Origin of the sequence: Variovorax ginsengisoli, assembly GCF_030486595.1 — a bacterium.
In the GTDB taxonomy this organism is placed as follows: Bacteria; Pseudomonadota; Gammaproteobacteria; order Burkholderiales; family Burkholderiaceae_C; genus Variovorax; species Variovorax ginsengisoli_B.
Map to the genome: position 1 here is coordinate 156,010 of NZ_JAUJZH010000003.1, position 22,802 is coordinate 178,811.

Genomic DNA, 22,802 nt, shown 5'->3' on the forward strand with positions numbered 1-22,802 from the left:
CAATGAGCTTCTTTGCGATCCTCTGCGCATTGCTGATCGAGCAGGTGCGCCCGCTGGCGTACCACAACCCCGTCTACGGCGGCGTGCTGGCGTGGACGCGCTGGACCAGCCGCAATTTCGATGCCGGCAAGCCGCACCACGGCTGGGTGGCGTGGTCGCTCGCGGTGGGCGTGCCGACCTTGCTGGCGCTGGCGGTCCACTGGGCGCTGATCCTTACGCTGGGGCTGCCCTTCGCGGTCCTGTGGAGCATCGCGCTGCTCTATGTCACGCTGGGCTTTCGCCAGTTCAGCCACCATTTCACCGGCATCCGCGATGCCCTCGATGAAGGCGACGAGCCGCTGGCCCGGTCGCTGCTGGCCCACTGGCAGCAGGTCGATGCGGCCAACCTGCCGCGCAGCGAGATCGTGCGCCATGTGATCGAGCACTCGGTGATCGCGGCGCATCGGCACGTGTTCGGCGTGCTGGCGTGGTTCTCGATCCTCGCGGCGATCGGGCTCGGTCCGGCCGGCGCGGTCTTCTATCGGATGAGCGAGTTTGTCTCGCGCTACTGGGCCCACAAGAACGGCGCCTCGATGCAGCCGTCCAGCATCTGGGTCCAGCAGGCCGCGGCGCGCGCCTGGGGCGTCATCGACTGGTTGCCGGCGCGGATCACGGCGCTGGGCTTCGCGGTGGTCGGCAGCTTCGAGGAGGCGATCGACTGCTGGCGCAACGACGCCCGCCGCTTCCCGAACGGCAACGACGGCGTGATCCTCGCGGCCACCTCCGGCGCAGTCAACGTGAGCCTCGGCGGCGGCACGCTGAGCACGGTGCCGGTCAACGATCCGCTGTCGCGCGCCCAGGCCGGGGAGTCGTTCGCCGGGGGCGCCTTGCCCGATGGCGGCAGCACACCCGGGCGCGAGCCCGAGCCCGGCCACCTGCGCAGCGTCGTCGGCCTGGTCTGGCGTTCGGTCGTGATGTGGATGGTGCTGCTGGCGCTGCTGACGCTCGCCCGCCTGCTCGGATGACGCCGACGTTCTGGAGCCCGCGCATCGCGGCACTCGAGCCCTACGTGCCGGGCGAACAGCCGCGCATCGCCAACCTGGTCAAGCTCAACACCAACGAGAACCCGTATCCGCCATCGCCGCGCACGATCGATGCGATCCAGCGCGCCGCCGAAGAGGGGCTGGAGCGCTACCCGGACCCTGAATCGACCGTGTTGCGCGAGGCGATCGCCGCTCGCCACGGGCTCGACATCCGGCAGGTGTTCGTCGGCAACGGCTCGGACGAAGTGCTGGCCCATGCCTTCTTCGCCTTCTTCCAGCAGGACGCGCCGCTGCTGCTGCCCGACATCACCTACAGCTTCTACCGCGTCTACGCGCAGCTCTACGGCATCGATTGCGCGCTGCAGCCGGTCGACGAAGCCCTGCGCATCGACGCCGACGCGCTGGCCGCGCGTGCCAAGGCGGGCTGCGGCGGCATCGTGGTCGCCAACCCGAACGCACCGACCGGCAGGGGATTGCCGCTGGCGCAGATCGAGACGCTGCTGTCGGCCTGCCCGGAGCGCGTGGTGCTGGTCGACGAGGCCTACGTCGATTTCGGCGGCCAGAGCGCGCTGCCGTTGATCGCCCGGCATCCCAACCTGCTGGTGGTGCAGACGCTGTCGAAGTCGCGCTCGCTGGCCGGCTTGCGGGTCGGCTTCGCCTGCGGGCAGGCGCCGCTGATCGATGGGCTGCAGCGGGTCAAGAACAGCTTCAATTCGTACCCGATCGACCGCCTCGCCAGCGCCGGCGCCGTGGCCGCGCTCGAGGACGAGGCCTGGTTCGCGAAGACCCGCGATGCGGTGGTCGACACCCGCGAGGGCCTGGCGCTGGAGCTCGAGGACCTGGGCTTCGAGGTGCTGCCTTCGCAAGCCAACTTTCTTTTCGTGCGCCATCCCGCGCACGACGCGGCGGCCCTGGCCGCGGCACTGCGCGCCCGCGCGGTGCTGGTGCGCCATTTCGCCCAGCCGCGCATCGCGCAGTACCTGCGCATCAGTGTCGGCACCCGGGAGCAGTGCAGTGCGCTGGTTGGCGCGCTGGGCGAGATCCTGAGCGATCCCGCAACGTCTCAATAGCGGGTCTGGCTCAGCTCCGCGAACAGCTCGCCGTAGATGCGGTAGCGCGAGGCGCTGATCGTCCCGGCCTGCGTCGCCGACTCGACCTGCGCGATGACGCCGCAGCCCGGCTCGTGCAGGTGGCTGCAGTTGTAGAACTTGCAGGCCGTGGCTTCCTGGGCGATGTCGGGCATCAGGTGCGCCAGCTGCATCGGCTCGATATGGTGCAGCCCGAATTCCTGGAAGCCCGGCGAGTCGATCAGCGCGGTCGAGCGCTCGGCGTCGACCCAGTACCAGGTGGTGCTGGTGGTGGTGTGCTTGCCCGAGTTCAGTGCTTGGGAGATTTCGCCGGTCAGCGCGCTGGCGCCGGGCACCAGCAGGTTGATCAACGTGCTCTTGCCGGCGCCCGAGGGGCCCAGCACCAGGGTCACCTTGCCCGCCAGCAGTTCGGTCAATTCGCCATGGCCGGCGCCGCCGTCGGCCCTGAGCGACATCGGCAGCACGCGATAGCCCATGCGGCGGTAGGGCTCCAGCCGCTTCGAGGCGCGCTCGAAGGGCACGGCCAGGTCGCTCTTGTTCAGCGCGATGACCGGCGTGATGCGCTCGGCGCCGGCTGCGATCAGGGCGCGGGTCAGCTGGGTTTCCGAGAACTCGGGCTCGGCCGCGATCAGGATCAGCACCTGGTCGAGGTTGGCCGCGAAGGACTTGGTGCGGATCTCGTCCTGGCGATAGAACAGGTTCTTGCGCGGCAGCACGCGCTCGATCGTGCCCTCGTCCTCGCTGGCCTGCCATTGCACGCGGTCGCCGACCAGGGCCTGGCTTTTCTTGCCGCGCGGATGGCAGATCAGGCGCGTGCCGTCGGGGGTCTCGACCATGCAATGGCGGCCATGGCTGGCGACCACCAGGCCGTCGTGGAGGGCAGCGCCGGTGTTGCCGCCGCGCTGCTGCTTAGCCAAGGGTGCTTTCCATTCGGAGATCAGGCGAGCAGGGCATCGGCCAGGCCCGCGCACTCGAAGTCGGTCGCCGAGAGGCCGCCGACGTCGTGCGTGTTGAATCGCACCACACAGCGGTTGTAGTGCACCGAGAGGTCGGGATGGTGGTCGTGCCGGTGCGCCACCAGGGCCAGCGCGTTGACGAAGGCGATGGTCTCGAAGTAGTTGGCGAAGGAGAAGCTCTTCTCGATCGCGACGTCCTTGCCGTCGCCCGTGAGCTTCCAGCCCTCGAGCCGCGCCAGCGAGGCGACGATCTCGGTGGCGCTCAGCGCGCGGCGCGCCTGGGTCTTCCAGTCCTTGGTTTTCAGCATGCTGCTCATGGTCGGCTTTCGGTTCAGGCAGCGGCCATGCGCGCGAGGCGCTCGGAGGCTGGCGGATGCGAGTAGTAGAACTTCACGAACAGCGGGTCGGGCGTCAAGGTCGACGCGTTGTCCTGGTAGAGCTTGAGCAGGGCCGCCGACAGGTCGGCGCCGCTGGTCTGTGCGATGGCATAGGCGTCGGCCTCGAACTCGTGCTTGCGTGACACCAGCACCGGCAGCGGCGCCACGAAGAAGCCGAACACCGGCATCGCGAGCATGAACAGCAGGATCGCCAGCGCGTCGTTGGGCGCCATCAGGTTGGGCTGCACCCCCAGGCCGGTGTAGAACCAGCTGTGGGCCGACAGCCAGCCGAGCAAGGCGAAGCCGGCCAGGCTCAGGGCGAACATCGCGACCATGCGCTTCATCACGTGCTTGTGGCGGAAGTGCCCCAGTTCGTGCGCGAGCACGGCCTCGACCTCGCCGGCACTGAGCTGGCGCAGCAGCGTGTCGTAGAAGACCACCCGCTTGCTGGCGCCGAAGCCGGTGAAGTAGGCATTGGCGTGGGCGCTGCGGGTGCTGCCGTCCATCACGAACAGGCCCTTGGCCGCGAAGCCGCAGCGCTGCATCAGTGCGTTGACGCGCTCCTTCAAGGCGAGGTCGTCGAGCGGCTTGAACTTGTTGAAGATCGGCGCGATGAAGGTCGGATAGACCAGCATCAGCAGCAGGTTGAAGCCCATCCACGCGGCCCAGGCCCACAGCCACCACAGCTTGCCGGCGGCGCCCATGAGCCAGAGGATCAGCGCCGCGATCGGCAGGCCGATCAGCGCCCCGAGCAGCACGCCCTTGACCGCGTCCGTGAGCCACAGGCGCCAGGTCATCTTGTTGAATCCGAAGCGCTCCTCGAGCCTGAAGGTCTGCCACAGCGTGAAGGGCAGTTCGGCCAGGCCGCCGATCAGCGCGAAGGCGGCCAGCAGTGCCAGCTGCTGCCACATGCCGCCGCCCAGAAGGTCGAGCAGCAGGCGGTTCAGCAGGTCGAGCCCGCCGAACAGGGTCCAGGCCAGCAGCACGGCCGCGCCCCAGGCCAGTTCGAGCAGGCCGAAGCGGGTCTTGGCGACCGTGTAGTCGGCGGCCTTCTGGTGGGCGTCGAGCGTGATGGCTTGCCGGAAGGCGGCGGGCACCGCACCGCGGTGGCGGGCGACGTGTCGCACCTGGCGGCTGGCGAGCCAGAACTTCACGACCAGGCCCGCGACCAGCGCGAGCGCGAAGGCCATCGTGAGGATGAGGGAGGCGGGCAGGGGGGTGGGCATGGCGGTCGAGTTTAGCCCCCCGCCTGCCGGGCCTCCAGCCGGGCGGGCCGGTCGGCCTGCTGGCAGCAGGGGCGTCCGGCGCGCGGGCGGCGCCGGGGCATCGACGACAATCGCCCGATGCCCGAAACCACCGAACCGACCGCCCCCGCCACACTCAAGAAGAGCGACCAGAACCTCGTCTGGCTCGATTGCGAGATGAGCGGCCTGGACCCCGAGAAAGAGCGCCTGCTGGAAATCGCGGTGGTCGTCACCGGACCCGACCTGACGCCGCGGGTCGAGGGGCCGGTGCTGGTGATCCACCAGAGCGACGAACTGCTCGACGCCATGGACGCCTGGAACAAGGGCACGCACGGCCGCAGCGGCCTGATCGACAAGGTCAAGGCCTCGACGCTGGACGAGGCGGCGGCCGAAAAAGAGCTGATGCATTTCATCTCGCGCTACATCCCCAAGAGCGGCTCTCCGATGTGCGGCAACACGATCGGCCAGGACCGGCGCTTCCTGGTCAAGTACATGCCCAAGCTGGAGGCCTATTTCCACTACCGCAACCTCGACGTCAGCACGTTGAAGGAGCTGGCCAAGCGCTGGAAGCCCGCGGCCTACAACGGCTTCAAGAAGCAGCAGGCCCATACGGCGCTGGCCGATGTGCACGAGTCGATCGACGAACTGGCGCACTACCGGGAGACTTTTCTGAGGCTTGTGGACTAAGGATTAGGTGAAAACCCGAGTTCATGCGATAATTGCGGGCTTCGCTGAAAGAGCTTTCAGCGTTTTCTTGCATCTCCCTATCTTGCACATCGCGCCCGAGCCACTGAGTGACTGAGTCATTCGAGTGACTGAATCACGGGCCGCAGCCCCGACGAGAGTCGACGGCTGAACGTCGTTGGATGGTTGATGTTTTTCACCACCCGACGGGGCGCCGCCTACGGCAGCGCTCGCGTTTGAGATTGAATAAATGACCGACGCTTTTGAAGCGCAGGGCGAGTTCGCGCCTGTGCAATCCGATGATTTCGCTGTTTCCCCTGTGGTCAGCGAGTCGCTTTCCGTTGCCGCCGAAGTGCCCGAGCTCGAGGCGCTCGACGCAGTCGAGACCGCCGCCGAACCCAAGCTGCCGAATGGCTTCGTCAAGCTGGGCCTGGCGCCCGAGCTGATCGCCGCGGTCGAAGACCTGGGCTTCACCCAGCCGACCACCGTGCAGGAGCAGGTGATCCCGCGCGCCATGACCGCCAGCGGCGGTGCCGACGGCGCCACCCGCTTCGTCGACCTGATGGTGTCGAGCCAGACCGGCAGCGGCAAGACCGCGGCCTTCCTGCTGCCAGTGCTGCACACGCTGCTGCAGCGCCAGGCCGAAGCCGAAGCCGCCAGCAAGGCCGAGTTCCAGCGCCTGGCCGCCGAAGCCGCCGCTCGCGGCGAAGCACCGCCCAAGAAGCCGAAGCGCAAGGACCCGACCAACTCGCGTCACTTCAAGGCCGCCACGCCCGGCGCCCTGATCCTCTGCCCGACGCGCGAACTCGCCCAGCAGGTGGCACATGACGCCATCGACCTGGTCAAGCATTGCCGCGGCCTGCGCATCGCCAACGTGGTGGGCGGCATGCCCTACCAGTTGCAGATCGCCAAGCTGCAGAACGCCGACCTCGTGGTCGCCACGCCCGGCCGCCTGCTCGACCTGCAGCGCTCGATGCAGATCAAGCTCGACCAGGTCAAGTTCCTGGTGGTCGACGAAGCCGACCGCATGCTCGACCTCGGCTTCTCGGACGACCTGGCCGAAGTCAACCAGCTGACCATCGAACGCCAGCAGACCATGATGTTTAGCGCCACCTTCGCGCCGCGCATCCAGCAGCTGGCCCAGCGCGTGATGCGCGAGCCGCAGCGGGTCACCATCGACAGCCCGCAGGAAAAGCACGCCAACATCAAGCAGAGCCTGTTCTGGGCCGACAACATGCAGCACAAGCGCAAGCTGCTCGACCACTGGCTGCGCGACACGACCATCAACCAGGCGATCGTGTTCGCCAGCACGCAAGTCGAATGCGACGGCCTCGCCAACGACCTGCAGCAAGACGGCTTCAGCGCCGTGGCGCTGCACGGTGCCCTGAGCCAGGGCCTGCGCAACCGCCGCCTGATGGCGCTGCGCCAGGGCCAGGTGCAGATCCTGGTGGCGACCGACGTGGCCGCGCGCGGCATCGACGTGCCGACCATCACGCACGTCTTCAACTACGGCCTGCCGATGAAGGCCGAGGACTACACCCACCGCATCGGCCGCACCGGCCGTGCCGGCCGCGACGGCCTGGCGATCACCTTCGCCGAGCAGCGTGACCGCCGCCGGATCTTCGACATCGAGGGCTACACGCGCCAGCAGTTCAAGTCCGAAGTCATCCCCGGCCTCGAGCCGCAGCAGCGTGCGCCGCAATCGCGTGCGCCGCAGGGCGACTTCCGCGGCCGCGACAGCCGTGACAGCCATTCGCGCGACCGCAAGTTCGGCGGCGGCGGTGGTGGCCATCGTGGCGGCAATGGCGGTGGTTTCGGTGGCGGCGGCAGCAACTATGCCGGTGCCAGCGGCTTCAACGACCGCAATGCACGGGGCCCGGGCGCCGGTGCGCCGCGCGGCTTCCAGAATGCGGGCAATGCCGGTTTCGGCGGTGGCCGCGATGAAGGCGGCGGCGGCTACGGCCGCAAGCCGGGCTGGGGCGACAGCGCTCCGCGCGGCGGTGGCTTCGGTGGTGGTGGCGGCGCCGGTCGCGGCGAGGGCTTCGCGCCGCGCGGCCATGCTGGTGGCGGTGGCGGCAAGGTGTTCGTGCCGCGCGATGCGCAGAAGCCGCGCGGGTTCAAGCCGACGCGTTGAGGGACGTGCCGAGCGGCGCTGGTCGCTGCTCGCTGCCATGAAGGAAGCCCGCCTTGTGCGGGCTTTTTTGCGTCTGCTCGTCCCGCATCCGATCAGTTGGGGATCGAAGGCATCTGATCAGTTGAGGACAGAGCAAAAACTGCTGCGCAGTTTGTTGGTCTGTCCCGCAAGGCCTCAGGTGACAGGCGCCGGATTGAACAACACCAGCGCGTTGTGCAGCTTCCACTGCTCCGCCCAGGTCTTCCTGCGGCCGCTGGCCACATCGAGCATCAGCTTGAACAGCTCCCAGCCCACCTCCTCGATGCTGGCCTCGCCGTCGGCGATGCGCCCGGCGTTGACGTCCATCAGGTCGTGCCAGCGGCGCGCCAGGTCGCTGCGCGTGGCGACCTTGATCACCGGCACCTCGGCCAGGCCGTAGGGGGTGCCGCGGCCGGTGGTGAAGACGTGCAGGTTCATGCCCGCGGCCAGCTGCAAGGTGCCGCAGATGAAGTCGCTGGCCGGCGTGGCGGCGTACAGCAGCCCCTTCTGGCGCGCCTTCTCGCCCGGCGCGACGACACCCGAGATCGGCGCGCTGCCGCTCTTGACGATCGAGCCCATCGCCTTCTCCACGATGTTCGACAGCCCGCCCTTCTTGTTGCCGGGCGTGGTGTTGGCGCTGCGGTCGACCCGCCCGCGCTCGAGGTAGGCGTCGTACCAGGCCATCTCGCGGATCATCGCCTCGGCCACCTCGGGCGTGGTCGCGCGCGAGGTCAGCTGGTCGATGCCGTCGCGCACCTCGGTCACCTCCGAGAACATCACGGTGGCGCCGGCGCGCACCAGCAAGTCGGTGCAGAAGCCCACCGCCGGGTTGGCCGTGACGCCCGAGAAGGCGTCGCTGCCGCCGCACTGCACGCCGACCACCAGCTCGCTGGCCGGCACGGTCTCGCGCCGGCGGTCGTTCAGGCGCTCCAGGTGCTCCTCGGCCTGGCGCAGGATCGAGTCCACCATCGACATGAAGCCCACGTGGGCCTCGTCCTGCAGGCAGACCACGTCGAGCTTGGCGTCGGCGCTGTCGCCGACATCGGCCACGTTGCGCTCGTCGATCAGGGGAATGGTGCCCGGGGGCATCAGGCGCTCGGGCTGCAGCTTCTCGCAGCCCAGGCTGACGACCATCACCTCGCCGCCGAAGTTCGGATTGAGGCTGATGTTGCGCAGGGTGCGGATCGGGATGACGGCGTCGGGCGCGTCGATGGCGACGCCGCAGCCGTAGCTGTGTTCGAGCGCCACCACGTCGTCGACGTTGGGAAACCGGGGCAGCAGTTCGGCCTTGATGCGCTGGACTGCGAACTCGGTGACGCCGGCCACGCACTGCACGGTCTGGGTGATGGCCAGGATGTTGCGGGTGCCGACCGAGCCGTCGGGGTTGCGAAAGCCCTCGAAGGTGTAGCCCTCGAGCGGGGGCATGGCGGGCGGCTTGACGGTGGCGATGGGCAGGCCGTCGAGCTCGCGCGCGGCGGGCATCCTCAGGAGCCGCTCGTGCACCCAGCTGCCGGCCGGGATGGGCTTGAGGGCGTAGCCGATCGGCACGTCGTAGCGGCGCACCTCGCCGCCCTCGGGGATGTCGACCAGCGCCACCTTGTGGGCCTGGGGGACCTTCTCGCGCAGCGTGAGGCCCGAGGCGAACACGGTGCCGGCCGCCAGGCCGCCGTCGTTGGCCACGATCGCGACGTTGTCGCGCGCGTGCATGAGGATGGTGAGCGGCGGCCTGGGCGTGGGGGTTTCAGTCATGGGGGTGCTTCGGTGTCTCGCGTTCCCGCGGATCAGGCTCGCCGCCCGATCTCGGCCTCTTCGCGGGTCCAGCCCTTGACCTGCTCGCTCAGGCTCAGGCCGAGGCCCGGGCGGCTCGGCACCCGCATGCGGCCGTCGCGGATCTCGAGGCGCTCGTTGAACAGGGGTTCGAGCCAGTCGAAGTGCTCGACCCAGGGCTCGGTGGGATAGACCGCGCCCAGATGGACATGCAGCTCCATCGCGAAGTGCGGCCCGAGGCCGAGGCCGGCCTGCTCGGCGAGGCCGGCCACTTTCAGGAACGGCGTGATCCCGCCCACGCGAGGCGCATCGGGCATGAGGTAGTCGGCGGCGCGGTGACGGATGAGTTCGCCGTGCTCGGCCGCGCTGGTCAGCATCTCGCCGGTCGCGATCGGGGTGTCGAACTGGGCCGCGAGCGCGGCGTGGCCCTCGAAGTCGTAGGCATCGAGCGGCTCCTCGATCCACACCAGATTGAATTGCTCGAAGATGCGGCACATGCGCTGCGCGGTCGGCCGGTCCCACTGCTGGTTGGCATCGACCATCAGCGGCATGTCGTCGCCCAGGTGCTTGCGCACCGCTTCCACGCGCCGGACGTCCAGCGCGCGGTCGGGTTGCCCGACCTTCAGCTTGATGCCGCCGATGCCGCGTTCGCGCGAGGCCTGCGCATTGACGAGCAGTTGCTCCAGCGGCGTGTGCAGGAAGCCGCCCGAGGTGTTGTAGCACTGCACCGAGTCGCGCTGCGAGCCGAGCAGCTTGGACAGCGAGAGACCGGCGCGCCGGGCCTTGAGGTCGTACAGCGCGACGTCGAAGGCGCCGATCGCCTGCACCGCCATGCCGCTGCGGCCGACCGAGGCACCGGCCCAGCACAGCTTGGTCCAGAGCCTGGAGATGTCGCTCGGGTCTTCGCCGATCAGTGCCGGCGCGATTTCCTTCGCATGCGCGAACTGGCCCGGCCCGCCGGCCCGCTTCGAGTAGCTGAAGCCGAGGCCGCGATGGCCGTCCTTGGTCTCGATCTCGGCGAACAGCATCGCGATCTCGGTCATCGGCTTCTGGCGGCCGGTCAGGACCTTGGCGTCGCTGATCGGGTTGGCCAGCGGCAGGTAGCACGACGAGATGCGTACCCAGCTGATGCTGTCGCTCGCGAACGAAGGGGAGGAGGGGGTCATGACGGCGGAGTCCATGCGCTTCGGGGTGGTGGGGGCGTGCTCAGTCGATCGTGATCTTGCCGGCCTCGATCACGGTCTTCCAGCGCGCGTATTCCTTCTGCTGGAATTCCGCGAACTGAGCCGGCGTGTTGGCGACCATCTCGAAGCCGATCGAGGTGAACTGTTCCTTGACCTTCGGGTCGTTGAGCGCTTCGACGAAGGCGGCATGGGCCTTGTCCCGTGTCGCGGGGGCCAAGCCCTTGGGGGCGACGATGGCCTGCCACGACGCCACCTCGACATTCTTGACCCCCGCTTCGGCCAGCGTCGGCACCTCGGGCAGCACCGGCGAGCGCTTCGGGCTGGTGATCGCCAGTGCGCGCATCCGGCCGCCCTTGATGTATTGCGCCACCGAGTTGATGTTCTGGAACGACGCATCGACCTGGCCGCCCATGAGGTCGGTGTGGGCCGGCGAGCCGCCCTTGTAGGGGACATGGAGGCCCTGGGTGCCGGTCTGCTGCCAGAACAGCTCGGCCGTGAGGTGGTCGCTCGAGCCGTTGCCGGCCGACGCGAAGGTCATCTTGCCGGGGTTGGCCTTCAGGCCGGCGATCACGTCGGCCACGTTCTTGTACGGCGAGCTCGCCGGCACCACCAGCACGTTGGGCGATGCCACCGCCACGGTGATCAGGTCGAAATCCTTCAGCGCGTCGTACTGCAGGCCCTTGACCAGGTGCGGCACGATCACCAGCGGACCGAGCGAGGTCACGAGGAAGGTGCTGCCGTCGGCCGGAGCCCGCTTGACGAAGGTGGCGCCGATGGTGCCGGTGGCCCCGGCCTTGTTGTCGACCAGGAAGGACTGCTTGAGCTTCTCGCTGAGCCGCGGCACGATCGCGCGCGCCACCTGGTCGGTCGAGCCGCCGGGCGGGAACGGGACCACCAGCGTGACGGTCTTCTCGGGCCAGCCCTGCCCATGGGCGGCCAGGGCCGCCAGGCTCAGCGCGATCGCGCCCAGGTACTTCTTCATGTCATGTCTCCTTGGATTGATAACGTTGTCATTTTTGGCCTGGGAAACGAATCGGACGACGGGTGGTTGCGCGTTATCAAGATTCTGTCGATATAGCGAAATCGGATTCGAGGCGCCAAGACAAATGATATCGTTGTCATTTTGACCGGTCAACCCAGGCGGTGATCGGGGTTTTCCCGGTTTCGCGCCGGCCCGCAGGCCTCGACGGCTGCGCTGTTAACGATGTCAGCGCGAGGCCCACCGATTTTGGTAGGCTCCCGGGATCCAACGCCAGACGCCCGAAATGAACGACGTTTCTCCCTTCAAGGCGGCCACGCTCCACGACGTGGCCAAGGCGGCGGGCGTTTCGCTGATCACCGCCTCGCGCGCGCTCGGCAATCCCGGCGTGGTGTCGGCGAAGACGATCGAGAAGGTCCAGGCTGCGGTCGAATCGACCGGCTACATCCCGAATCTGCTCGCCGGCGGCCTGAAGTCGAAGCGCAGCCTGATGGTGGGCGGCATCGTGCCGGCGCTCTCGGTGTCGCAGTTCCTTCCGACCGTGCAGGCCCTGACCACCGAACTCGCCGCGGCCGGCTACCAGCTGATCCTGGGCCAGACGGCATACGACGCCGAGCGCGAGGAATCGGTGCTCAACGCGATGATCGGCCGCCAGCCCGACGGCATCGTCATCACCGGCCTGGTGCAGTCCCAGCGGGCCCGCGACCGGCTGCGCCGCTCGGGCATTCCGGTGGTCGAGACCTGGGACCTCAGCGACCGGCCGATCGACATGGTCGTGGGCTTCTCGCACCTGAAGGTGGGCGGCGCGCTGGGGGGCTATTTCCTCGGCAAGGGATGGAAGCGGATCGGCATCGCCTCCGGCGACGACCATCGGGCGCGGATGCGCCGCGACGGCTTCCAGACCACGATCGGGCGCGAGCTGCCGACCGCCTTCGTGCCCGCACCCAGCAGCCTCGAACTGGGCCGCCGTGCGCTCGGGCAGCTGCTCGAGACCGATCCGGAACTGGCGGCGATCTGCTGCAGCTCTGACCAGCTCGCGCATGGCGTGATCGTGGAGGCGCTGGCGCGCGGCCTGCGGGTGCCGCAGGACCTCGCGATCTGCGGCTTCGGCAACGCCGACTTCGGGGCCCACACGGTGCCGTCGATCTCCACCGTCCATGTGGACGGGGCCGAGATCGGCCGCCTGGCGGCGCAGCTGATCGTCGCCCGCTGCCGCGGCGAAGCGGTGGCCCAGCCGGTGATCGACGTCGGCTTCCGGATCGTCGAGCGGCAGTCGACTTGAGCTAACGAGCGCGCTGCGGCAGCTCGGACGCGCGGCGCCGCTCGCGGCCGTTCACGAGATGGGTGCGCATGGCGGCACGGGCCGCATCCGCATCCTGCTGCGCGATCGCGTCGACGATGCGTCGATGCTCCAGCAGCACCTGGTCGCTCGTGGCGATGCCGGGGTCCTCGCCGGCCGCGGCTTTCAGGAAGGCGGTCGGCACGCAGGCCGGGCCCAGCGCTTCGAGCACCGCGGCGTAGTGCGGGCTGTGGGCCGCGCGCGAGATCTCGAGGTGAAGCTGGAAGTCGGGCACCGCCGTGTCCATGCCTTGCGCCATGGCGCTGCGGAAGGCGTTCAGCGCGCCGGCGATGGCTTCCAGGTCGGCGCCGTCGCGACGCTGCGCCGCCAGGGCGGCGGCTTCGGATTCGAGGCCGATGCGCAATTCGATCAGCGCCAGCGCCTGCGGGAGGCTGTCGTCCGGGCTGCTGTCGACCAGGAAAGGCTTGGCGCGCGACGCCCCGACCACGAAGGTGCCGACGCCCCGGCGCGACCGCACCATCCCGGCCGCTTGCAGCCTCGACAGCGCTTCGCGGACCACGGTCCGGCTGACACCGAACTCGCTCATGATCTCGGCCTCGGTCGGCAGCTTGTCGCCGGCCCGCAGCGGGCCGATCCGGATCCGGTGGCTGAGGGCGTCGACCACGCCCATGCTCAGGTTGCGCGGCTGGGATCGGTGGGGGCTCTGCATGTTGATAACGTTGTCATCGATGCTAGTCGAAAGCGGCCGGACGGTCCAGGAAACGGGGCGCGGCGAGCGCCTCAGGGGAAACGCGAACACGGCCTATTTTTAGTTGACACATGAAAGGTTGAAAAGTAATGTATTGACGCCTCCTCCTGTTCCACTTCGACTGCAACCCATGAAAATCGCAATCCTCGGCGGCGGCCACGGCGCCTATGCAGCCGCCGCCGACCTGTCCGAAGCCGGCCACGAAGTCCGCCTCTGGCGCCGCGACGGCGCCGCGCTGGCACCGGTCGTGCAAGCCGGATCCATCACGTTGAAGGATGCCGATGGCAGCCGAGACGTGGCGATCGCGCTGGCCACGCCCGACATCGGCGCCGCGCTGCGCGATGCCGAGCTGATCGTGATTCCCACCCCGGCGATCGCCCAGCAGGACATCGCCCGCGCGATGGCGCCGCACCTGGTCGACGGCCAGGTGGTGTTTCTGCCGCCCGGCACCTTCGGCAGCTACGTCATGGCGCGCCAGGTGGCCGAGTCCGGCAGCCGCGCCGATGTCGCCTGGGCCGAGACCGGCACGCTGCCCTACCTGGCGCGCAAGCACGGCGAGCGCGAGGTGAACGTGACGATCCGCGCCATCCGCATGCCCACCGGCGTCTATCCGGCGCGCAAGGAGGCGCAGGCGATCGAGGTGATCCGCCGGGCCTATCCCGCGGTGCACGGCTGCGGCGACGCGCTGTCGGGCGCGCTGATGAATGCCGGCCCGGTGATCCATCCGCCGCTGATGGTCATGAACGCCGCGCCGCTGCAGCACTTCGAGCGCTGGGACATCCACAACGAGGGCACCCAGCGCGCGGTGCGCGACGTCACCGACCGGCTCGACCAGGAGCGCATCGCGGTGCGCGAGGCGCTCGGGCAGGGCGCGCCGCACTATCCGCTGGCCGACCACTACAACAACGACCAGTGGATGTACGGCGATGCCCACAAGCAACTGGTGAAGTCGGGCGACTGGCGCGAGAACATCGACCTCCACACGCACCGCTACATCACGGAGGACACCGAGCTCGGGCTGGCCTTCCTGGCCTCGACCGCGCGCTTCGTCGGCGTCGACGCGCCGATCGCCCATGGGCTGCTGGCGATCGTCGGCGGCTTCCTCGGACGTGACCTGCGCCGGGGGCCCCGCACATTGGAGACGCTCGGCCTCTCCGAACTGAGCGCGGCGCAACTCAAGAAGAGATTGCACGATGGTGAATGACCTGCCGCGCTTTGCAGCTGTCGGCGCGGGCCGGATGGGCCGCGGCATCGCGATCGCCTTCGCCTATGCGGGCCATCGCATCTCGCTGGTCGACCTGCGCCAGCGCAGCGACGAGGCTTGGCAGAAGCTGCGCAGTGAAGCACGGGCCGAGATCGAAGGCAGCCTGTCAGGGCTGGCCCAGCTCGGCGTGATCGATGCCGCGCAGGTGGCGGCGATCGCGGCGCGGGTCGAGTTCATGAACGCCGCCGACGCACCGGCCGCGCTCGGCGCTGCCGAACTGCTGTTCGAGGGCGTGCCCGAGACCCTGGACGCCAAGCGCGAGGCCTTCGAATGGCTCAACCGGCACTGCCGCGACGACGCGATCATCACCTCGACCACCAGCAGCATCCTGGTGACGCAGCTGGCGGCGTTGGTGCACAAGCCGGAGCGCTTCCTCAACATGCACTGGCTCAATCCGGCCTACGTGATCCCGGTGGTCGAGCTGAGCTGCCATGTCGGCACCGACCCGGCCGTGCTGGCGCGCACCAAGGCGATCATGGAAGGCATCGGCAAGCTGCCGGTGGTCTGCGGCGCGACGCCCGGCTACATCGTGCCGCGGCTGCAGGCGCTGGTGATGAACGAGGCGGCCCGCATGATCGAGGAGGGCGCCGCCACGGCCGAGGAGATCGACAAGGCCACGCGCTACGGCCTGGGGCTGCGCTTCGCGGCGCTCGGCGTGGTCGAGTTCATCGACTTCGGCGGCTGCGACATCCTGCACCACGCAAGCCGCGAGATGTCGGCCTCGATCGACCGTGCGCGCTACACGGCGCCCGCGATCGTCGACCGCATGGTCGACGAAGGCCGGCTCGGCTTGAAGAGCGGCAGCGGCTTCTACGACTACGAAGGGCGAGACGTCGACGCCTACCGCCGCGACGTGCTGTCGCGCACGCTGGGCATGCTGAGGCATGCCGGGCTCTGGCAGCCGCCGGCCGCAGAGACCCAGCCATGAAGATCCGGCGCGCCTTCGCCGACCTGTCGGTGGGCCAGGTGCACTATGCCGAGTGCGGCGCGGCGCAGGCCCCGCCGGTGCTGCTCTTGCACCAGTCGCCGCGCAGCTGGACCGAATACCGCGAGGTGCTGCCGCTGCTCGGTGCCCGACATCGCGCGATCGCGATGGACACCGCCGGCTTCGGCGACTCGGCCGCCATCGACGGGCCTGCCAGCATCGAAGCCTGGGCCCGGATCGCGGTCGAACTGCTCGACGCCCTGGGCATCGCGCGGGCCGATGTCGTCGGCCATCACACCGGCGGCGTGATCGCGATCGAGATCGCGGCCAGTGCGCCAGAGCGGGTGCGCGGCCTGGTGCTGTCGTCGACGCCTTTCACCGACGCCGATTTTCGGCGCGTGCGCGCTGAACGGCCGCCGATCGACGAGGTGGCGGCTAGCGGCGACGGCAGTCACCTCGCCGCGCTGTGGCAGCGCCGCCAGGGTTTCTATCCGGCCGGGCGCCCTGAACTGCTCGAAGCCTTCGTGCGGGATGCGCTCAAGGCCAGCGGCAGCCCCGAGGACGGGCATCGCGCGGTCGCCGCCTACCGGATGGAAGACAGCATCCATCGCGTGCGGCAGCCAGTGCTGATCCTGCGCGCGACCGACGACCCCTTCGCGTCGCCGCATGCCGCCGAGCTGCAGCACGCGCTGCCGCAGGCGCGCACCCTCGACATCCCGGGCGGCATGGTGCCGCTGCCCGACCAGATGCCCGAGGCCTTCGCGGCCGCGGTGCTGGACTTTCTGGAGACGCTCCCATGAAGGCGATGCGCGTGGCGGCCTTCGGCGCGCCGCCCTTGCCAGCGCAGCTGGCCGAGCCGCAGCTGCGCGCCGGCCGCACGATCGTCCGCATGGAGGCGGCCACGGTCGGCCACATCGACCGCACCGTCTGGGGCGGCAAGTTCCTGAGGCATCCGCCGTTCCCGTACACGCCGGGCGTCGAGGCCGCGGGCGTGGTGGTCGCGAGCACCCTCCATGCCGTGGGCCAGCGCGTCTGGCTGCGCGGCTCCGGCCTGGGCACGCTGTTCGACGGCACCTGGTGCGAACTGATCGATGCCCCCGACGAGGCGCTGGGCTTGCTGCCCGATGCGGTGCCGTCGACGCTGGGCTCGGCCTTCTTCTCTCCTTGCACCTCGGCCTGGGTGGCGTTGCACGACATTGCCCGGATGCGCGCCGGCGAGCGGGTGCTGGTGACCGGCGCGACCGGTGCGGTCGGCTCGCTGGCGGTGCAGCTGGCGCTCGACGGCGGGGCGCATGTCATCGCGGTGGTTGGCCAGGCCGCGCAGGCGGCGGCGATGCCGCCCGCGGCGCAGGTACTGGTGCTCGGCGACGATCCTTCCGAAGCGCTGGCCTCGGTCTCGGCCGACCTGCTGGTCGACACGGTCGGCGGGCCGTTGCTGGCCGCCGCCCTGCCGCGCGTGGAGCCCGGAGGCCGCGCAGTGCTGGTGGGCTACACCGCAGGCAACGGGCTGGCCCTGGACCTCGCGCATTTCCTGCAGCGCGACGTGGCGCTGCTGCCGCTCAACATGTTCCGCCGCGACGCCGCCGGCCGGGCGGCGGCGCCGGAACTGCTGGCCCGGCTGGCCGACGGCAGGCTGCGCCTGGACGTCCAGCCCTTCGCGCTCGAGGACGCCGCCGCGGCGCTGGACTGGATCGCCCAGCGCGGCCATCGGGGCCGGGCGGTGCTGGTGGCGCGGCCCTGAGGCCGGCCTTCACTCGTCTTCTTCGACCGCCTCGCCCGCTGCGTGCGCGTGCAGCGCAATGATGTGGCGCAAGGTGCGCTTGAGCTCTTCGGCACGCTCCAGGCCGAAGGGCTCGAGCACCCGCAGCTCATGCTCGCGCGCCAGCTCCATCAGGTGCTCCACCGCCTGCGTGCCTTGGGGCGTGATGCGCACCAGGGTGACGCGCCGATCACTGTCATGGGGCAGGCGCTCGATCTGGCCGCGCGCTTCCATGCGGTCGAGCAGACGGGTCACGGTCGGCTGCTTGGTCACCGTGACCTGCGCCAGCGCGCCGATGCTGATCGCCTGGCCGCCGGCCAGCGAGGCCATCACCCGCCATTCGGAGACCGAGAAGCCGTGCTGGCGCGCCACCCGGTGGAACTCCGACGAGATCAGCTGGCTCGCCTGCGCCAGCAGCGCGGGCAGGTAGTCGTCGACGAAACGGTGGCTCGGCGCCGCCGCTTCTTCCCTGAACGGCCCCGCACTCAGGGTGGGCACGCTACTTGCTCGTCTAGGGTTATCCATGATTTTGAATACATTCAGTTGTCAATATTATAAAGACCGCGGTGCCGATAGTGATCCGCGGTCCCACGAATGAAGGAACAAGATGGCAGAGCGCTCGTTCGTCGAAGAGGTGAAGAAGCTGCGGCTTTCCGGTGGCGATGTATTCCGCGGTGAAGGCATTCTGGCAGTCACCAAGGCTTTGCTGGAGTCCGGTGTGTCCTACGTCGCGGGCTATCAGGGTGCACCGATCTCGCACCTGATGGATGTGCTGGCCGACGCCCAGGACATCCTGAGCGAGCACGGCATCCGCTTCGAGAACAGCGCCAGCGAGGCCACGGCCGCGGCGACGTTGGCGGCCTCGGTCAACTATCCGCTGCGCGGCGCCGTGACTTTCAAGGCGACGGTGGGCACCAACGTGGCCTCCGACGCGCTGGCCAACCTGGCCTCGGGCGGCGTCACCGGCGGCGCGCTGATCATCGTCGGCGAGGACTACGGTGAGGGCTCGTCGATCATGCAGGAGCGCAGCCACGCCTTCGCCATGAAGTCGCAGATCTGGCTGCTCGATCCCCGGCCCAACCTGCCGTCGATCGTCGAGGCCGTGAAGCAGGGCTTCGAGCTCTCGGAAGCCAGCCACACGCCGGTGATGCTGCAGCTGCGCATCCGCGCCTGCCACGTGCACGGGCACTTCGTCGCCGGCGACAACAAGCGCGCCAAGTTCACGCTCCAGGATGCGCTCGAGAATCCGCAGCGCGACGTCGGCCGCATCGTGCTGCCGCCCGCGAGCTTCGTGCACGAGCAGGAGAAGGTGCGCGAGCGCTGGCCCGCGGCCGTGAAGTTCATCGAGGAGCGCGGGCTCAACGAATTCTTTTCCGAGGGCGCCGACGACATCGGCATCATCGTGCAGGGTGGCAGCTACAACACGATGGTGCGAGCGCTCGAGCGTCTCGACCTGGCCGACGTGTACGGCAATTCGAAAATTCCGCTGTACGTCATGAACGTGGCCTACCCGGTGATCGAGAGCGAGGTGCTGCGCTTCTGCGAAGGCAAGCGCGCCGTGCTGATCGTCGAGGAAGGGCAGCCCAACTTCGTCGAGCAGAACCTCGCGACCATCCTGCGCCAGGCCGGCTCGACCACCGTGCTGCACGGCAAGGACATCCTGCCGGTGGCCGGCGAATACACCGCGGCCGAACTGCTCAAGGGCGCGCGCGCCTTCGGCGAGCGCTACGGCCGCCTGCAGCCGCTGCCGGCGCCGGTACGCAAGGTGATCCCGCTCACCGAACTGGCGACACCCGAGCCCGCTTTGCCGCTTGGCGACAGCGTCCATGCACGGCCGCCGGGCTTCTGCACCGGCTGCCCCGAGCGGCCGATCTTCAGCGCCATGAAGCTGGTCGAGCGCGAGCTCGGCGCTCACCACGTGAGCGCCGACATCGGCTGCCACCTGTTCTCGATCCTGCCGCCGTTCAACATCGGCAACACGACCATGGGCTACGGCCTGGGCGGCGCCGGCGCGGCCGCGCTCAACGCGCCCGCCGGCAAGCGCGCGATCTCGGTGATGGGCGACGGCGGCTTCTGGCACAACGGCCTCACCAGCGGCGTCGCCAACGCGGTGTTCAACCGCAGCGACAACCTGACCATCGTGGTCGACAACAACTACACCTCGGCCACCGGCGGCCAGGACATCCTGTCGTCGAGCGCCAACAACGCGACCCGCAGCACCGGCCATGCGATCGAGCGCGCGGTGCGCGGCGTCGGCGTGAAGTGGGTCCGGACCTTGCGCCGCACCTACGACATCGCCGCCATGCGCGACGCCCTCAAGGACGCGCTGACCACGAAGGAAAAAGGCCCAAAGGTGCTGATCGCCCAGTCGGAGTGCATGCTGAACCGCCAACGGCGCGAGAAGCCGCTGGTGCGCAAGGCGATCGCCGACGGCAAGCGGATGGTGCGCGAGAAGTTCGGCGTCGATTCCGACACCTGCACCGGCGACCACTCCTGCATCCGGCTGTCGGGCTGCCCCTCGCTGTCGATCAAGCCGAACCCCGATCCGCTGCGCACCGACCCGGTGGCGACCGTCATGGACAGCTGCGTCGGCTGCGGCGTCTGCGGCGAGGTCTCGCATGCGGCCGTGCTGTGCCCCTCGTTCTACAAGGCGCAGATCGTGAGCAACCCGAGCCGCTGGGACCTGGTGCGCGAGAGCTTCCGCGCGAAGGTCATCGGCTGGCTGCAAAAGGGCGAGGCCAAGCGCCGCGCGGCCTATGCCTTCTGAAGTGAAAACGATGCGCGCACAACCGATCAAGATTGCGATTCTCGCCATGGGCGGCGAGGGCGGCGGCGTGCTGGCCGACTGGATCGTCGAAATGGGCGAGTCCAACGGCTACCTGGCGCAGACCACCTCGGTGCCGGGCGTGGCCCAGCGCACCGGCGCCACCATCTATTACGTCGAGCTGTACCCCGAGGCGCAGGCCGAGGCCGACGGCGGCCGGCCGGTGCTGGCGCTGATGCCGCTGCCGGGCGATGTCGACGTGGTGCTGGCCTCCGAACTCATGGAAGCCGGCCGGGCGGTGCAGCGCGGGCTGGTCACGCGCGACCGCACGACCTTGATCGCCTCCACCCATCGGGTCTACTCGATTGCCGAGAAGAGCGCTCTCGGTGACGGCCGGGTCGACAGCAGCGAATTGCTCAAGCACGCCGAGCGCGCCGCCCAGCGCTTCATCCGCTTCGACATGGCGCAGGCCGCCGAAGCCTCGGGCAGCGTGATCAGCGCGGTGCTGTTCGGCGCGCTCGCGGGTGCCGGCGTGCTGCCCTTCGGCCGGGCCCAGTTCGAGGCCACGATCGAACGCGGCGGGGTCGGCGTCAAGCCCAGCCTCCGTGCCTTCGGCGCCGCCTTCGCGCGGGCCCAGGGCGCGCTCGAACCCGAAGCCGCCGCGGTGCCCGAGGCGGCGGCGCCGCAACCGCGCCATCCCGCGGTGCGGGCCCTGGTCGAACGCGTGCAGCGCGACTTCCCGGCCTCGGCGCAGCACTTCCTGCTCGAGGGCGTGCGTCGCCTGATCGACTACCAGGACCTCGACTACGCCGGCCTCTACCTCGATCGCATGGCCGTCGTCGCGGCGCTGCCCGGCGACGACGAAGCACGTCTGCTGCGCGAGACCGCGCGCCACCTGGCCCTGTGGATGTCCTACGAGGACACGGCCCGGGTCGCGGCGCTCAAGACCCGGTCGTCGCGCTTCGACCGCGTGCGCGGCGAGGCCCGCGTGCAGGATGGCCAGGTGCTGGCCATCAACGAGTACATGCATCCGCGGCTGCAGGAGATCTGCGAGACGCTGCCGGCCGGCATCGGCCGATGGCTGATGGATTCGCGCCTGCCGCGCCGCGTGGTCGAGCACTTCACTCAGAAGGGCCGCGTGGTGCAGACCAGTTCGCTGCACGGCTACCTGATGCTGCGCACGGTGGCGGCCTGCAAGCGCTGGCGCCGCTCGACCTTGCGCTATGCCGAGGAGAACCGTCGCATCGAGGAATGGCTCGCGCGCATCGCCGAGACCGCGCCGCACCATCCCGCGCTGGCGGTCGAAGTCGCGCAGTGCCAGCGCCTGGTCAAGGGCTACAGCGACACCCACGAACGCGGCCTGCGCAACTACGACACCGTGATGGCGGCCGTGCAGCGTGCCGGCGGCGTCATTGCACCCGCCACCCTGCGCGAGTTGCGCGATGCGGCGCTTGCCGACGAGCACGGCCACAAGCTGCAGGCCGCGCTCTTGCGGCACGCGCTCGCCTGAACCACGGAGCCCGTCATGACCGCCCAGCCGATGACCCTGCAACTGCGCGTCGCCGAAGCACGCGAACTGAACCCGCTGATCAAGACCTTCAGGCTTCGATCGGCCGATGGCGGCGTGCTGCCCGGATTTGCCGCCGGCGCCCACATCCGCGTGCGGGTCGAGCTGCCCGATGGTTCGGCCGACTGGCGCCACTACTCGCTGATCAACTTCTCGGCCGATGCGAAGGCCACCGAGGCGCCGACCGACTACGTGATCGCGGTGCGCAAGGAAGCCGAAGGCCGCGGTGGCTCGCGCTTCATGCACGAGCGGCTGCGCGAAGGTGACACGGTCACGATCGAGGTGCCCAAGAACGACTTCCCGCTGCACACCGGCCCGGGCGGCACGGTGTTGCTGGCTGGCGGCATCGGCGTGACGCCCTTGGCCAGCATGGCGACCCGCCGCCGGGCCGAGGGGCTGCCGGTGCGCATGCACTATGCCGGCCGCAGCCGCGAGCTGATGGCCTTCGTGCCCGAACTCCAGGCACTGCTGGGCGACGACCTGCGCCTGCATGCCGACGTCGAGCAGGGCGGCCCCTTCGACATCGGCGCCATGCTCGACGGCATCCCGGCCGGCGACCGGCTCTATGTCTGCGGCCCCAAGCTGATGCTCGACGCCGTGCTGGCCCAGACCCAGGCCCGCGGCTGGACCCACGACCGCGTGCACTTCGAGCTGTTCACCACGCCGGTGGTCGAGGAGGGCGACCATGCCTTCGAGGTCGAGCTCGCGCAGTCGGGCCAGCGCTTCACGGTGCCGGCCGACCAGAGCATCCTCGACTGCCTGATCGAGCACGGCTGCGACCCGATGTTCGACTGCAAGCGCGGCGAATGCGGCGTTTGCGCGACGCCGGTCATGGAGGGCGAGATCGACCATCGCGACTATGTGCTGACCGCCCGCGAAAAGGCGGAGGGCAACGTCATGCAGATCTGCATCTCGCGCGCCAAGGGGCAGCGGCTGGTGCTGGATATATGAGATTTTGCGGGACAGACCAAGAAACTGCGCAGCAGTCTTTGCTCTGTCCTCGACTGATTAGAAGGAGCCAC

20 protein-coding genes are annotated in these 22,802 nt (G+C 69.2%); 12 read left to right on the forward strand and 8 right to left on the reverse strand.

Annotated elements, in window-relative coordinates:
* Positions 1-2 precede the first annotated feature (2 nt).
* Together QZH52_RS05410 and hisC are read left to right on the forward strand one after the other, a co-directional pair.
* Positions 3-1,004, forward strand: coding sequence for a CobD/CbiB family protein (locus QZH52_RS05410; RefSeq protein WP_286526779.1), 1,002 nt, complete (start codon positions 3-5; stop codon positions 1,002-1,004).
* Positions 1,001-2,092 carry a histidinol-phosphate transaminase gene (gene hisC / locus QZH52_RS05415; RefSeq protein ID WP_301805138.1) on the forward strand — a complete coding sequence of 364 codons (1,092 nt, stop codon included), beginning with the start codon at positions 1,001-1,003 and terminating at the stop codon, positions 2,090-2,092. Before QZH52_RS05410 ends, hisC begins: the two co-directional genes overlap by 4 nt.
* Here hisC and rsgA read toward each other — a convergent pair.
* From rsgA to QZH52_RS05430, 3 genes are read right to left on the reverse strand one after another with little or no spacing between them, the layout of a single operon-like run.
* Positions 2,086-3,081, reverse strand: a complete 996-nt coding sequence (rsgA, locus tag QZH52_RS05420) for a ribosome small subunit-dependent GTPase A (RefSeq protein ID WP_436411543.1) — start codon at positions 3,079-3,081, stop codon at positions 2,086-2,088. The two genes, hisC and rsgA, sit on opposite strands and share 7 nt — an antisense overlap.
* On the reverse strand, positions 3,048-3,383 hold the full coding sequence (locus QZH52_RS05425) for a 4a-hydroxytetrahydrobiopterin dehydratase (RefSeq protein ID WP_301805141.1): 336 nt from the start codon (positions 3,381-3,383) through the stop codon (positions 3,048-3,050). The genes rsgA and QZH52_RS05425 overlap by 34 nt, the downstream gene beginning before the upstream one ends.
* 14 nt (positions 3,384-3,397) lie before the next feature.
* Complete coding sequence (locus QZH52_RS05430; protein ID WP_301805144.1) at positions 3,398-4,669, reverse strand: M48 family metallopeptidase; 1,272 nt, start codon at positions 4,667-4,669, stop codon at positions 3,398-3,400.
* A gap of 117 nt (positions 4,670-4,786) precedes the next feature.
* On the opposite strand from QZH52_RS05430, the gene orn reads away from it, so the two are divergent.
* Entirely contained in the window at positions 4,787-5,374 is a 588-nt protein-coding gene (gene orn, locus QZH52_RS05435) for an oligoribonuclease (RefSeq protein ID WP_301805147.1), read from the forward strand.
* Between the two features lie 247 nt (positions 5,375-5,621).
* Positions 5,622-7,505, forward strand: a complete 1,884-nt coding sequence (locus tag QZH52_RS05440; RefSeq protein WP_301805149.1) for a DEAD/DEAH box helicase — start codon at positions 5,622-5,624, stop codon at positions 7,503-7,505.
* Positions 7,506-7,679: 174 nt separating this feature from the next.
* Here the strand turns inward: QZH52_RS05440 and garD are convergent, their stop codons facing one another.
* Genes garD through QZH52_RS05455 form a run of 3 tightly spaced genes read right to left on the reverse strand, consistent with a single transcriptional unit; the run spans position 7,680 to position 11,456 of the window.
* Positions 7,680-9,272: a galactarate dehydratase gene (garD, locus tag QZH52_RS05445; protein ID WP_301805152.1), complete on the reverse strand. Its 1,593-nt coding sequence runs from the start codon at positions 9,270-9,272 to the stop codon at positions 7,680-7,682.
* A gap of 32 nt (positions 9,273-9,304) precedes the next feature.
* Positions 9,305-10,456 carry an L-talarate/galactarate dehydratase gene (locus tag QZH52_RS05450; protein ID WP_301805155.1) on the reverse strand — a complete coding sequence of 384 codons (1,152 nt, stop codon included), beginning with the start codon at positions 10,454-10,456 and terminating at the stop codon, positions 9,305-9,307.
* A gap of 40 nt (positions 10,457-10,496) precedes the next feature.
* Positions 10,497-11,456 carry a Bug family tripartite tricarboxylate transporter substrate binding protein gene (locus tag QZH52_RS05455; RefSeq protein WP_301805157.1) on the reverse strand — a complete coding sequence of 320 codons (960 nt, stop codon included), beginning with the start codon at positions 11,454-11,456 and terminating at the stop codon, positions 10,497-10,499.
* Between the two features lie 283 nt (positions 11,457-11,739).
* On the opposite strand from QZH52_RS05455, the gene QZH52_RS05460 reads away from it, so the two are divergent.
* The gene (locus QZH52_RS05460; RefSeq protein WP_301805158.1) at positions 11,740-12,735 is read left to right on the forward strand and encodes a LacI family DNA-binding transcriptional regulator; all 996 of its coding nucleotides are present in this window, start codon (positions 11,740-11,742) and stop codon (positions 12,733-12,735) included.
* 1 nt (position 12,736) lies between these two features.
* Here the strand turns inward: QZH52_RS05460 and QZH52_RS05465 are convergent, their stop codons facing one another.
* Positions 12,737-13,462, reverse strand: a complete 726-nt coding sequence (locus QZH52_RS05465) for a FadR/GntR family transcriptional regulator (protein WP_301805159.1) — start codon at positions 13,460-13,462, stop codon at positions 12,737-12,739.
* Positions 13,463-13,631: 169 nt separating this feature from the next.
* Between QZH52_RS05465 and QZH52_RS05470 the strand changes: the two genes are divergently transcribed.
* The 4 genes from QZH52_RS05470 to QZH52_RS05485 are packed head-to-tail and all read left to right on the forward strand — an operon-like array spanning position 13,632 to position 17,431.
* Entirely contained in the window at positions 13,632-14,705 is a 1,074-nt protein-coding gene (locus tag QZH52_RS05470) for an NAD/NADP-dependent octopine/nopaline dehydrogenase family protein (protein ID WP_301805162.1), read from the forward strand.
* Positions 14,695-15,693, forward strand: a complete 999-nt coding sequence (locus tag QZH52_RS05475) for a 3-hydroxybutyryl-CoA dehydrogenase (RefSeq protein WP_301805165.1) — start codon at positions 14,695-14,697, stop codon at positions 15,691-15,693. Before QZH52_RS05470 ends, QZH52_RS05475 begins: the two co-directional genes overlap by 11 nt.
* Positions 15,690-16,490, forward strand: coding sequence for an alpha/beta fold hydrolase (locus QZH52_RS05480; RefSeq protein ID WP_301805168.1), 801 nt, complete (start codon positions 15,690-15,692; stop codon positions 16,488-16,490). Before QZH52_RS05475 ends, QZH52_RS05480 begins: the two co-directional genes overlap by 4 nt.
* Entirely contained in the window at positions 16,487-17,431 is a 945-nt protein-coding gene (locus tag QZH52_RS05485; RefSeq protein WP_301805171.1) for a quinone oxidoreductase family protein, read from the forward strand. The genes QZH52_RS05480 and QZH52_RS05485 overlap by 4 nt, the downstream gene beginning before the upstream one ends.
* A gap of 9 nt (positions 17,432-17,440) precedes the next feature.
* Here QZH52_RS05485 and QZH52_RS05490 read toward each other — a convergent pair whose 3' ends face one another.
* A complete protein-coding gene (locus QZH52_RS05490) occupies positions 17,441-17,974 on the reverse strand; it encodes a MarR family winged helix-turn-helix transcriptional regulator (protein WP_436411544.1) in 534 nt (177 codons plus the stop codon).
* A gap of 82 nt (positions 17,975-18,056) precedes the next feature.
* Between QZH52_RS05490 and QZH52_RS05495 the strand changes: the two genes are divergently transcribed.
* The 3 genes from QZH52_RS05495 to QZH52_RS05505 are packed head-to-tail and all read left to right on the forward strand — an operon-like array spanning position 18,057 to position 22,731.
* Positions 18,057-20,216 carry a thiamine pyrophosphate-dependent enzyme gene (locus tag QZH52_RS05495; RefSeq protein ID WP_301805176.1) on the forward strand — a complete coding sequence of 720 codons (2,160 nt, stop codon included), beginning with the start codon at positions 18,057-18,059 and terminating at the stop codon, positions 20,214-20,216.
* 10 nt (positions 20,217-20,226) lie between these two features.
* The gene (locus tag QZH52_RS05500; protein WP_301805177.1) at positions 20,227-21,723 is read left to right on the forward strand and encodes an indolepyruvate oxidoreductase subunit beta family protein; all 1,497 of its coding nucleotides are present in this window, start codon (positions 20,227-20,229) and stop codon (positions 21,721-21,723) included.
* A gap of 15 nt (positions 21,724-21,738) precedes the next feature.
* Positions 21,739-22,731 carry a PDR/VanB family oxidoreductase gene (locus tag QZH52_RS05505; RefSeq protein ID WP_301805179.1) on the forward strand — a complete coding sequence of 331 codons (993 nt, stop codon included), beginning with the start codon at positions 21,739-21,741 and terminating at the stop codon, positions 22,729-22,731.
* Positions 22,732-22,802: the final 71 nt, after the last annotated feature.